18 protein-coding genes are annotated in these 9,954 nt (G+C 38.0%); 8 read left to right on the forward strand and 10 right to left on the reverse strand.

The window, feature by feature from the left end; translation table 11 throughout:
- Window positions 1-129: 129 nt before the first annotated feature.
- The gene (locus tag PN497_RS11820) at window positions 130-282 is read right to left on the reverse strand and encodes a DUF4158 domain-containing protein (RefSeq protein WP_137666488.1); all 153 of its coding nucleotides are present in this window, start codon (window positions 280-282) and stop codon (window positions 130-132) included.
- A gap of 204 nt (window positions 283-486) precedes the next feature.
- On the opposite strand from PN497_RS11820, the gene PN497_RS11825 reads away from it, so the two are divergent.
- Window positions 487-957, forward strand: a complete 471-nt coding sequence (locus PN497_RS11825; RefSeq protein WP_162501840.1) for a tyrosine-type recombinase/integrase — start codon at window positions 487-489, stop codon at window positions 955-957.
- On the opposite strand, the gene PN497_RS11830 is transcribed toward PN497_RS11825, so the two are convergent.
- The 4 genes from PN497_RS11830 to PN497_RS11845 form a co-directional block, all read right to left on the reverse strand.
- The gene (locus tag PN497_RS11830; RefSeq protein ID WP_190651170.1) at window positions 954-1,547 is read right to left on the reverse strand and encodes a hypothetical protein; all 594 of its coding nucleotides are present in this window, start codon (window positions 1,545-1,547) and stop codon (window positions 954-956) included. The two genes, PN497_RS11825 and PN497_RS11830, sit on opposite strands and share 4 nt — an antisense overlap.
- Before the next feature lie 48 nt (window positions 1,548-1,595).
- Window positions 1,596-1,847: a helix-turn-helix transcriptional regulator gene (locus PN497_RS11835; protein ID WP_096573088.1), complete on the reverse strand. Its 252-nt coding sequence runs from the start codon at window positions 1,845-1,847 to the stop codon at window positions 1,596-1,598.
- A 293-nt stretch (window positions 1,848-2,140) separates the two neighbouring features.
- Window positions 2,141-2,458 carry a hypothetical protein gene (locus tag PN497_RS11840; protein ID WP_096573089.1) on the reverse strand — a complete coding sequence of 106 codons (318 nt, stop codon included), beginning with the start codon at window positions 2,456-2,458 and terminating at the stop codon, window positions 2,141-2,143.
- Window positions 2,459-2,817: 359 nt separating this feature from the next.
- Window positions 2,818-3,186, reverse strand: coding sequence for a hypothetical protein (locus PN497_RS11845; RefSeq protein WP_096573090.1), 369 nt, complete (start codon window positions 3,184-3,186; stop codon window positions 2,818-2,820).
- A 248-nt stretch (window positions 3,187-3,434) separates the two neighbouring features.
- Here PN497_RS11845 and PN497_RS11850 point away from each other — a divergent pair, with 248 nt between their 5' ends.
- The 6 genes from PN497_RS11850 (at window position 3,435) to PN497_RS25925 (ending at window position 7,089) form a co-directional block, all read left to right on the forward strand.
- Window positions 3,435-3,590, forward strand: a complete 156-nt coding sequence (locus tag PN497_RS11850; protein WP_190651172.1) for a hypothetical protein — start codon at window positions 3,435-3,437, stop codon at window positions 3,588-3,590.
- Window positions 3,591-3,646: 56 nt separating this feature from the next.
- Window positions 3,647-4,228: a hypothetical protein gene (locus tag PN497_RS11855; protein ID WP_096573091.1), complete on the forward strand. Its 582-nt coding sequence runs from the start codon at window positions 3,647-3,649 to the stop codon at window positions 4,226-4,228.
- The gene (locus PN497_RS11860; protein ID WP_272110225.1) at window positions 4,225-5,151 is read left to right on the forward strand and encodes a hypothetical protein; all 927 of its coding nucleotides are present in this window, start codon (window positions 4,225-4,227) and stop codon (window positions 5,149-5,151) included. Before PN497_RS11855 ends, PN497_RS11860 begins: the two co-directional genes overlap by 4 nt.
- A complete protein-coding gene (locus tag PN497_RS11865) occupies window positions 5,120-5,614 on the forward strand; it encodes a hypothetical protein (protein ID WP_096573092.1) in 495 nt (164 codons plus the stop codon). Before PN497_RS11860 ends, PN497_RS11865 begins: the two co-directional genes overlap by 32 nt.
- Window positions 5,615-6,041: 427 nt before the next feature.
- On the forward strand, window positions 6,042-6,764 hold the full coding sequence (locus PN497_RS25920; RefSeq protein WP_096573093.1) for a DNA cytosine methyltransferase: 723 nt from the start codon (window positions 6,042-6,044) through the stop codon (window positions 6,762-6,764).
- A complete protein-coding gene (locus PN497_RS25925; protein ID WP_096573094.1) occupies window positions 6,754-7,089 on the forward strand; it encodes a hypothetical protein in 336 nt (111 codons plus the stop codon). The genes PN497_RS25920 and PN497_RS25925 overlap by 11 nt, the downstream gene beginning before the upstream one ends.
- A 152-nt stretch (window positions 7,090-7,241) precedes the next feature.
- Here the strand turns inward: PN497_RS25925 and PN497_RS11875 are convergent, their stop codons facing one another.
- Entirely contained in the window at window positions 7,242-7,517 is a 276-nt protein-coding gene (locus PN497_RS11875; RefSeq protein WP_096573095.1) for a hypothetical protein, read from the reverse strand.
- A 59-nt stretch (window positions 7,518-7,576) separates the two neighbouring features.
- Complete coding sequence (locus tag PN497_RS11880) at window positions 7,577-8,083, reverse strand: DUF262 domain-containing protein (protein ID WP_096573096.1); 507 nt, start codon at window positions 8,081-8,083, stop codon at window positions 7,577-7,579.
- A gap of 272 nt (window positions 8,084-8,355) precedes the next feature.
- On the opposite strand from PN497_RS11880, the gene PN497_RS11885 reads away from it, so the two are divergent.
- Window positions 8,356-8,688, forward strand: coding sequence for a GIY-YIG nuclease family protein (locus PN497_RS11885; RefSeq protein WP_236103987.1), 333 nt, complete (start codon window positions 8,356-8,358; stop codon window positions 8,686-8,688).
- Window positions 8,689-8,699: 11 nt separating this feature from the next.
- On the opposite strand, the gene PN497_RS11890 is transcribed toward PN497_RS11885, so the two are convergent.
- From PN497_RS11890 to PN497_RS11900, 3 genes are read right to left on the reverse strand one after another with little or no spacing between them, the layout of a single operon-like run.
- Window positions 8,700-8,849: a hypothetical protein gene (locus PN497_RS11890; RefSeq protein ID WP_236103988.1), complete on the reverse strand. Its 150-nt coding sequence runs from the start codon at window positions 8,847-8,849 to the stop codon at window positions 8,700-8,702.
- Window positions 8,850-8,876: 27 nt separating this feature from the next.
- Window positions 8,877-9,008 carry a hypothetical protein gene (locus PN497_RS11895; RefSeq protein ID WP_272110229.1) on the reverse strand — a complete coding sequence of 44 codons (132 nt, stop codon included), beginning with the start codon at window positions 9,006-9,008 and terminating at the stop codon, window positions 8,877-8,879.
- Window positions 9,009-9,067: 59 nt separating this feature from the next.
- On the reverse strand, window positions 9,068-9,205 hold the full coding sequence (locus tag PN497_RS11900; RefSeq protein WP_096573097.1) for a YHYH domain-containing protein: 138 nt from the start codon (window positions 9,203-9,205) through the stop codon (window positions 9,068-9,070).
- Window positions 9,206-9,954: the final 749 nt, after the last annotated feature.

Below are 9,954 nucleotides of genomic sequence, written 5' to 3' on the forward strand. Positions count from 1 at the left end.
CGCTATCTTCAAGCTTGTATGTGTCAACAAATTAGTTATGTTCATTGGATGGAAGATATCATGAGATGTTGACATTTTCACCCTTAATAGGACTACTATAACTGAATATGTAAACTTTTGTAACGACATTCAACATTTCTGGTTGAGAATATTACTTTCACCTTTAGTTGTAGCGTAAGCGAAAGCAATTTCACTTTTGTTAGGTGTATAAATTAGCGTCAGTTCTTTGGCGGTGAATTGACGTTTAAATCTTGGATAGGCGGTACGTTCTATTGATGCCACTTGTTAATATGAATATGTGTGTATAGTTTTTAGTTTCAAAAGATATATATCACTAACAAGCGATGAATCTTTGTTTCATGTATAGGAACATTACCAAAAAGAACTATTTTTGGGCAAGTTTTTAAGATGGAATTTGTGGGGAGTTGATTGTGTTGATGATTCTGTCAGAGTACCCAATTATCTTTTATGGGCAAGTTGGTTTTTATGACTCACAATTCTCCTCCTCTGAAAGTTCCCAACTTGGAAAAACGCACACGAGAACATTTGCTGCCCAATGAAGTGGAAGCTATGATTAAAGCGGCTTCAAGAGTGGGTAGGCATGGTTTGAGAGATGGGACTTTAATTTTACTGGCTTATCGTCATGGTTTACGGGTATCAGAATTGGTAACACTGAGATGGGAGCAGGTAGATTTTTCTAGTGGCACGATCTATATCAATCGGCTCAAGCATGGTCTTAGTTCTACCCATCCGTTACGTGCAAGAGAGTTAAGGTGGCTACGACAATTAAAACGAGAGTATCCTAATTCCCCTTACCTGTTTGTTTCTGAGCGTGGAACTCCGATGGCTGCTGCCACAGCTTTTAACATTATTAGGCGCTGGTACTCAGGCTGGCTTGGCGATAAGTGTGCATCCGCATATGTTACGTCATGCTTGTGGGTTTTATCTCGCATCTAAAGGTCATCTTCAGATTCAATTAACTTCTGTTGATTAAGATTTATATAGGCTTCTTTGAGTTCACTGCGTTGACGTTCACACTCAGATTTATAAAAGTTTAATTCTAATTGTAACTGCGGAAAATCAATAAGTTGTTGTTTTAATACATCGTTCTCAGTAATCAAATGTTTGATTCTGTCACCGGAAACAGTGGTATCGGCATTTTGGTAGGCAAGTTTGTAGATTGCGATCACCAACTGTCTCATAGAGTCCAAAAAATCACCGGGGATATCAGACTCATCGAGAACACCGTCATTAGAGAGTTCAAGAATTGCAGTGATGAGGTTGTTGTGGGTTTTGGATTGTTTGAGAACCGCGAGATTATCAGCCCGCCATTCCTTGAGTAAATAGCAAACAGTATCAGCACTGCCACCAATACCATAGATGTATTTTAAAGCAGATTGAACACTACGGGTAACAATACCGATCTGATTTTTTTGGAGAACAGCACAGGCGATGTCTAGCATTTCCCGTGTAATACTATTGTACTGTTTGGTTTCAATGTTAAATCCAGTGAGGTCAAGTTCCTGAAAAGTTGTTGGTAGTTTCATAAAGCACCTTACTCATTATACACAGTATGTAAGGTTAAGTTTACATTGTCAATGGGAATCATCCTCATGAGGAAAAGCCAAAGCAAGTTCGGTGAGGGTGCATTCAAGGATTTCGAGAACTACCAAAGTTTCAACAGGGGAGAATTGGGGTATTGCATGACCATTTACCCAAGCACTAACAGCCTGACGGGAAAGTTTACGACCGGAAATGGTACACCAGGCATTTTCTACGAGTTCAGCAAATCTTTCTTGACTTAAACCACGTCGCTTTAACAGTTTTACAAACTTTTCTTTTTTCATACCTCAAACCGTAAAACTGTTTTTTATGTCAAGTTCACTTTACATATTTATCCATGATAATTACATACAATAGTAAAAAATTTATTATGAAAATATAAAATTTCTATATCTTAATGGTTAGAAATTTTAACAGATGATTTGGAGTCTTAGAGGAAAAAGTCAGTAAATTCACCAATACACAACAAACCCCACCCATAAATGGATGAGGTCACGGAAACTGAACTCTTTTAATAAATGTATTTTTGCTGAATCAATAGGAACAACAATATCAGTCAATACCTTATGGGTATCCTCTAAGAATTTCTGATGACTTGAGCAATTGCTAACATGATATCTGATAATTGTTCTATAGAAGCAGACTGAATATTAAAGAAATTAGTAGCATTTACTTGCGATTGTCCAAATATTACCCTTAAACCACTGTCGCCCAATAACTGCTTAACCAGTTTTGCTTTGACATCTGCACTTACGCCAAAAGTTAAGTATTCTAAAAGATGAGATTTTTGCTGATTATCTAGTTTATCAGCTAAATTTTTGATCACACTAGTAATAGCTACCTGGTCTAAATTATGGCACTGACTAAGGATTTGATTTAGTTGATCTTGGCTCATCCTAATTGCTCTCTATTTTTCTAATGTTGACTTGCATAAAGTTATTGGCACTGTAAAATTATAGCTTTTGATTCTAGGAATACCCTATCAACACTATTGCTGACTCAATGTTTGCAATCCTAAATTGGTAAGAAGTTGTACTATTATGTACTTATATCATCATATAATATTTTGATTAAATTTTTAAACTTAATACTATTAATAGTATTTTTACTGCTTTCTTGACAAGTCTTAGCATATATTAAACTTATAGTCTAAATACTTAGAATTTATTGTTTTATATCAGCATATAAGTAAAAGACTACAAATTACTGAATATTATTCCTAACCACAAATAACTCAATAATTATGGTATTTGTTTAAACGTAAATATTTTTACTATTACTCCGCATAGACAAGGCTATAGCTTCAGCAATATCGGCTCTGTCATCACCATTCAATAACGGAATCAATTGCGCTATTTGTCTACCTTTCAAATATTTCACCATTTCTTCTGGTTTAACTTCAGTTTTTATCCCCAGTTTTGTCATTGCTTCTTTCCGAATATCCTCATCTAAGCAATCCAGAATGTCAAAATAAAATTCTGTCATGATGTCATGCTGTTTCCCAGATATCAAGCGTGAAATAACAGCAGCATTCACACCGGATTGTTGCGCTATATGTGATGCTTTTGTTCCCCGCGCGATCGCTTTTTTTAGGGCATCTACCAAAATTTCTATACGAGTCATTTGATTTATTTAAATAAATGGTATATTATTTAATTGTATCAAGATCCTGATGCTTTGCCAACAGTACCACGAAAGTATCGGACTCATTGAGCGTATAACTTAGAAATTTCCATAAGTTACACATCACTAATTTTAATCTAATTACTTTTAGTTTGCAACGGGGGGCTGAAATTAAATGTAAGAAAATACCTTAACCATAACAGTGGCTAAGGCAAAAAATCAAAAATTAAAATTTCTTAATTACCATTATGAACCATAAACAGGAATTGTTCTACTGTCTTCAGATAGAACTAAGAGATTTTTTACCCTTTTTTGGCAGGTTTTCTGTTACTTCCCATAGTTTCCTGCAAGTTTCCGCAGGATTAAGCAGGTTGCCGACTTTGGTGATAGCTTGCGTGGCGTAACCATACTGACTCAGCTTTTTTCTACCACTATTATTTAAACAAGTTAAGGTGCATTCATGACAACAACTATCGCGCCTAAACCCAATCAGCATTACCGTCTGTCGTTAGCGAAAGCAATCCAGGACTACAAAGACGGAATCATTACCGCCACCGGTCTTGTTTACTATGCTGTTGGGATTTTCCGTGCGCCGGGGCAAAAACTGCGTATCAAAGATGTTGAAGTTTTCTGTGAAAAGATTTGTATATCAGTTAGCACATTTTATAAGGCTATCAGCAAATTAAAAGAACAGGGGCGAATAGACTGGCTGGAAATAAATAGTAGGGAAAACATGGAGTTTATTGTCCGCGATAACCTCAAGTCTCAGCTAGGCGGACTAACGAAAGTCACAACCCCTGCTGGTCGAATTGATTTATTAACCGACACTGAAATCATTGAAGTCAAACGGGTTAAAGACTGGAAAGCTGGCTTAGGTCAAGTTCTTATTTATTCAGGATTCTACCCAGAACACCAAAAACGTCTGCATTTGTTTGGCACTGCCGAATATGAACAACAAATACCTAATATTGCTGCTTCTTGTGTTGCTTTTGATGTGTTAGTAACTTTTGACCAAGTAACATTTGCGGAGTTGGGTTCATGACAAAGCGGAGAATGGGTAATCGCAAATTTTGTCCTCTGACCGCCCAAACCGCTAAGGACTGGTATCAAAAAAAATACCTTTCTACTCCTGGTTATTTGTTGGTGATCAAAGAGATTTTAAGACCTCCGGGCATAGCCCTCAAAATTGACAATATCTCAGAATTTTGTACGGAATGGGGAATCAGCAGATCCGCCTTTTATCGAGGAATTAGCACCATTTCCTCTAACAACGATGGTAGTTGGGAAACTACGGGTTCAATCATCATCAAAACCGACTCAATTACTGATGACTTTGATGATTTCGATTCGCCAAAACCATCAGATCCTAGTCCAGAACCCGGTTCTAACAATGATTCTCAGTCTGTCCCACCACCGGAACAACTGTCCCACGCATGGGACACAGAATCCCACACGCGAGACACAGAATCCCACACGCGAGACACAGAATCCCACGCACGGGATAAAAACACCGCAGAACCTTTAACACAAAAAAGCTGTGGCTCTCTACAGACATTACAGACATTACAAACTTATAAAGACTCTCTCTCAGACTCAGAAAGAGAAAGTTTTGAAAATTTTTGTTTGGCTCAGGTCAAAAAGTTACCGAACCCCCCAACATTCCCGCAGAAGTTGATTGAAAAACAATGGGAAGATTTGCGATCGCAGTGGGAGAAATCCCAAGGCAAAGTTTCAGCAGCACAGACCATGAAATGGCAAAACCACCCACTTAGGGAACAATGGCTTACCAGAATACGGGTGATTGGGCATTACTCGTTTATGTATGAGATTGCAGAAGAAAGAACGGAACGCACCAGTTTTTATGAATGGGCTAGTGCCAACAATTTGATTTGGATTCCAGGTTGGGAAAAAGAAGCAGAGGAGGGTTTAAAAAATGAACCAGGATATGGAACTACCGTTTTTTGACAGGATGCCCCTAGAACCTCCACAACAACAGGAAGACAAGGAAATCTTTTATCCTAAATGGTCTTGTTTTTGTTGTCATGATTACGGCGTAATTTACAGCACCCTAGTTAAACGAATCATACCTGGATACAAAGAAAATGAAGATAAATGGCCAATGTGCCAAAATCCGGGGTGCAACGCCTTTAATAAAAGGTTTGGGGCAAATGTAAGCATGAACAATTTTGATACTCGGTTTTCTAGTTTGATATGTCAGAAGTTGGATTTAATCGAGCGCCAGGGGTGGCAGGAAACTGTGGAAACCCAACGGATTAACAGAAAACTCAAAGAAGCCTACAACAAAGTCAAAATGTCTGGTTGTCAAGACCGCACAGAAAATCAAAACCAAGAAATCGAGCAGCGCAAACAAGAAATCGAAAACTACGACTGGGCAGGTGCTTCAAAGGCATACTTAGGAGATGACTAACTATGAATACTTTGCTTGCTACACCCTGGAATTACCGTCAATCCTGGAATGATGGTTTATGTTCCTACGATGGTCACACTATCTTCTGCGAATACGGAGTTATCACTGTCACCGATTACATCAAACAACGATATTTAAGTCCTGTTTGGTTTCTCAATCAACTCAGTGAACATTGGCAATTGTTGGGGGCGATCGCCTTATTCCTCAGTGACGGTTCAGCAGCTTCAACACAGGAACTAAGTCAAGCTTTGGGTGTTGAGTTGTCAGCTATCAGTAATGCGGTGGAACTGGGGTTTACCATTGGGTGGTTTGAGGTCAGTGACAAAGTTAGTTTGATTTTCTTAGAGGAAAAATGCGACAACTCGACTTATGCTCCGGCGTTGGTGCAGGTTTTGGAATTGCAGGACTCCAGACAGGATGAGAACTTGTGGGTGTCTGTGAAACCGATAACTACTGTGCAGACATCCTTTCAAAACGATTCCCCGGTATCCCCAACTACGGAAACGTGCGAAGCATACCAGTTAGGGAAATCCGAAAACAGGGAGTTGATGTCATCACCGCTTCCCCACCCTGTCAACCATTTTCAGTCAACGGTAAACGACTTGGTGCAGCCGACGAGCGAGACTGTTTCCCCGCCGTTAAACGTGCCATTGAATCAATCAGACCCGAGTTCTTTATTATCGAAAACGTCCCCGGATTGCTCAGTTGCAGACTCAAACCAGGAAGTCAAGCTCTCTATTTCCAGCAGTTTCTTAGACAAATTACCAAGCTCGGCTACGATGCGGAATGGCTTTGTGTATGCTCAGGAAACTTTGGCGCACCCTTCCTTAGAGAACGATTACTTTTGGTTGGAATCTCCCGCCGCCTTGTCATCAACTGGGAAAACACGACCCCCTGGACAGAGCAAGTTAGAAACACAATTAAAGAAGCTGGGATTATTACCCAAAGGCGAGGTGCTAAACCCGGTTATCCTCAGCGATTGGTACGATATCCCCAAGAGTTGGCTAGACCCCTTGGAGTCCCGTCCGGCAACGGCACTGTTAGAAAACAAAGACAGGCAGCAGGAAATCTTCTTGACCCCAGAGTTGCATCTGTCGCTGTCTCCAGAGTCCAGTACCTCTCAACTATCGCCGGAGTTGGTGACTACTGAAAAATTCTTAGAGGAAAGTTTAAGTACGGATAAATCCCGTGCCTGTGGTTGTTTGTATCAGTACATTGAAAACAAGAAATTAAAAGATGGCAGAATCGCTAGTTATCCCCGTGTTGATGGAACAAGAGATAAGCATAATTATTTACATTGGCGTTGGGGGTATTCTTGGGAGGAAAAGATTGATGGACAATGGAAAAACCGTTCTGTGGGAGTCCCTGCCAAAATCGCTCACACTGTCGCCACCATGATCAGTAAAGGTTATTGTGTACGGGAAATCAAAAACTTTATCACACTCAGTAAAAACAAGGGGAAATCCAATAAATAATATTTTTCCTCTAAGAATTTTTGTTAGGTAATTCCCCAGCACTAAATTAGACTTGGTATCTCAATAAAAAAACTCCCAAAAAGGAAGTTTATGTAGTATTAAATTTGTACTGCTTGTCTTTGCTGTAGCGGTATCTGTGGTTGTGGCATATTTTACTCGACTTTATCATCAGAGTTATTTCTGATTCTGTCAGCGATCGCCCCCCATAAATCAGCTATTTCATCTTTACTATTAAGATTAAATTGGTAAACAGTATTAGCATGAACCTGAGAATTTCCCATTGTAATCGTACAACTATTATCGTCTTTGACAGGCAATAATTTTTTAACTAACTTGGCTTTTTCGTCTATTGTCAAATGTTCCAATGCCTTTTCTAAAAATGCTAACTTTTCTTCACCACTTAATTTGTCGTAATGATTTCTGTCCATTGGAAAACCCTAGATATAATGTTATTATATTTTACCTGATGTTAATAGATTATGGTAAATTATTGAATTTGTTCAAAACGAATCCGGTGATATAGATTGGATACAATTTCAGATGATGTACCCCTTAAAATCAGATGTAAAGTTAACTTAGTTTCCTTAATCCTGCGTTGCCAACGTGGTGTGAGTTGACTAAAATACTTACCATGCAAATCGCCAAAATAGTCTAAACCATCTAATGTGAAATCCTGGTTTATAAATTCTTTAAATGTAATAATTCTTTGTGTACCATCTATAATCACCCATTGTTCATCATTGGTAGCATCAATATAAAAGACAGACAAAGGTAACTGTAACAACAAGGATTCAATTAATTTACCTTTAGCTTGGGTATTCCAAATATGTTGATTGTGAGGGAACTCAGCAGGAATTAAACGATTGTTCACAAATCTATCAACAACCTGTTGCACCGTCATAATTTTAGTTCCCATACTAATGTTAGCAGGGTCTAAGGATGTAGTGCGTTTTCGGGTTTCTTGGGGTTCAAAAGAGTAGTGGGATTGGGGCATAATGAATAAAAGTATAGTAAAATAAAAGCATAAAAGATTATAATATGATTATGAAACAACTGAGTTTATTTGGGAATACCGAATACAAAATATTAAGAAACCAAAAACCAGTGATGGATGCTGAATTTTTACAACAGTGGAAATCGCGGGTGTTTAATTATTAACAAAGTATTAGAAACAGTGAACCACCAAAGCAGGTAACTTTATTTGATGTTGTACCATCTCACTGTAACCCTGACACCATAGATCCGTTTAAATTGCAATTACAATCAATGGCATTTTACCGGATGCCTGATGATTACGGACAAGCAGCCCTGTATTTTATCATTGATAGTGCATCTGAATTATTATTGTACATTGGGGAAACAAAACACAGTAATAAAAGGTGGAAGGGGGTTCATGATTGTAAGAGCTATATTGAAAATTATCAAGAATTACATCACCGTTATCAACTACAAACAGCAGTGAATATCGCGTTTTGGTGGGATGCCCCAGTGGAGAGAAAACCACGTCAAGATTTAGAACAAGCGTTAATTCAAATGTGGCGATCGCCATTCAACAAAGAAATGTGGGAACTGTGGGGTCAGCCTTTTGGAAATTTTTAGAGGAAAAATAATTAATTGGGGTCATTCCTGCCAATTCCTAGCTGACGCAATTTAACTTTAACATCTGCCCAATCAGAACCACAGTAGTAATGTTGTTTATCTCGAATATTGGCAATATAATAACCGTTTTTACCACCGTTGACTCTGAATAATTCAATCAATATCTTAGCTTTGGTTAATCCATTCCTTTATAAAGTTGAATCTAAATCAGTAGCAATTCCATGAGCATTATAAAACACCTTGCCTGGATAAAAAGACCAGGTAGTGCCTTCGCGGTGATAAATTTGCAGGTAGAGAGGGGAATAAATTGATTGAGTCATGAAAGCATTGTAAACAATCAAAATCAGGGACTCCCCAAACAGAAATCCCAGAGTTACTGTTAATGACAGTGATACCCACCGGTTCTAGAATCATGGTGACACCCCGCACTATTGGTTCTGCCAGAATGGGCAAATGCTGGACTTACTGCTGCTACCAATACCATTGCTACCAAGGGCAATACTACTAACTTTTTCATGATGTTTTGTAAATAAATGTAACTACTGCACAATAACATCAATGTTGACGGGAAACCCAAAGAACATTAAAACTTTAAAAACAATGAAATACTATGTACATTCACTTAAATGGAGATTCCCAACTTAAACATTGTGGTGGTACTGAGAAATTCTTAGAGGAAACGTCAATATGATATTTAATACCAGGGTAATTACTGGGAAATTTTCTTAGAGGAAACCATAAATTACAATTTAGCAGTGAGATTGGGGGAATTAACAGCTAAGGAATTTGGAGAGTTGGCAATAGTGCAAGTGCTGACTCGTCAGTTCGCTTTGCTAACCGTAGATATTTCTATTCCTATTTAACAAAGGAATTTAAAAACTGTAAGGGCAACCTTTATAAATATTGAAACAATAAAAACAGGGATTACCACAGCAAAAATTCCCTGGAATTAATATCTATCACAATTTGACTAACTTAAATAATAATTTTTTATATAATTTTGCTGTTTTTGATACTTTTTAAATTTCTTGGAAATTATTCAGGATTATAGTGTAAACCCTTGGAAATTATTAGATGTGTAAATTGGGTGTTTCGGATTAATGCGTTCATAATCAAAATCATTCGTTAGATGTATTTTATTGTGCAATAAAGTTGAGACAATTAGTAAAACCTATTAAAAATAAGGAGATGATTTCATGGATTCTATTTCTCTTATTCTCACAGCCTTAGTAGCTGGCACAGCCAAAACAGCGGGTAGTGTAGTTC

The sequence above is a fragment of the Sphaerospermopsis kisseleviana CS-549 genome, assembly GCF_028329225.1.
Classification (GTDB): Bacteria; Cyanobacteriota; Cyanobacteriia; order Cyanobacteriales; family Nostocaceae; genus Sphaerospermopsis; species Sphaerospermopsis kisseleviana.

What these genes read in the sequence shown, in the direction of transcription:
- PN497_RS11880 (WP_096573096.1), bottom strand. Translation starts at nt 8,083, where the DNA reads ATGCCCCAATCCCACTACTCTTTTGAACCCCAAGAAACCCGAAAACGC.
- PN497_RS11885 (WP_236103987.1), top strand. Translation starts at nt 8,356, where the DNA reads ATGGCATTTTACCGGATGCCTGATGATTACGGACAAGCAGCCCTGTAT.
- PN497_RS11865 (WP_096573092.1), top strand. Translation starts at nt 5,120, where the DNA reads ATGAACCAGGATATGGAACTACCGTTTTTTGACAGGATGCCCCTAGAA.
- PN497_RS11830 (WP_190651170.1), bottom strand. Translation starts at nt 1,547, where the DNA reads ATGAAACTACCAACAACTTTTCAGGAACTTGACCTCACTGGATTTAAC.
- PN497_RS11850 (WP_190651172.1), top strand. Translation starts at nt 3,435, where the DNA reads ATGAACCATAAACAGGAATTGTTCTACTGTCTTCAGATAGAACTAAGA.
- PN497_RS11835 (WP_096573088.1), bottom strand. Translation starts at nt 1,847, where the DNA reads ATGAAAAAAGAAAAGTTTGTAAAACTGTTAAAGCGACGTGGTTTAAGT.
- PN497_RS11845 (WP_096573090.1), bottom strand. Translation starts at nt 3,186, where the DNA reads ATGACTCGTATAGAAATTTTGGTAGATGCCCTAAAAAAAGCGATCGCG.
- PN497_RS11895 (WP_272110229.1), bottom strand. Translation starts at nt 9,008, where the DNA reads ATGACTCAATCAATTTATTCCCCTCTCTACCTGCAAATTTATCACCGC.
- PN497_RS11825 (WP_162501840.1), top strand. Translation starts at nt 487, where the DNA reads ATGACTCACAATTCTCCTCCTCTGAAAGTTCCCAACTTGGAAAAACGC.
- PN497_RS11840 (WP_096573089.1), bottom strand. Translation starts at nt 2,458, where the DNA reads ATGAGCCAAGATCAACTAAATCAAATCCTTAGTCAGTGCCATAATTTA.
- PN497_RS11855 (WP_096573091.1), top strand. Translation starts at nt 3,647, where the DNA reads ATGACAACAACTATCGCGCCTAAACCCAATCAGCATTACCGTCTGTCG.
- PN497_RS11860 (WP_272110225.1), top strand. Translation starts at nt 4,225, where the DNA reads ATGACAAAGCGGAGAATGGGTAATCGCAAATTTTGTCCTCTGACCGCC.
- PN497_RS11875 (WP_096573095.1), bottom strand. Translation starts at nt 7,517, where the DNA reads ATGGACAGAAATCATTACGACAAATTAAGTGGTGAAGAAAAGTTAGCA.
- PN497_RS11900 (WP_096573097.1), bottom strand. Translation starts at nt 9,205, where the DNA reads ATGAAAAAGTTAGTAGTATTGCCCTTGGTAGCAATGGTATTGGTAGCA.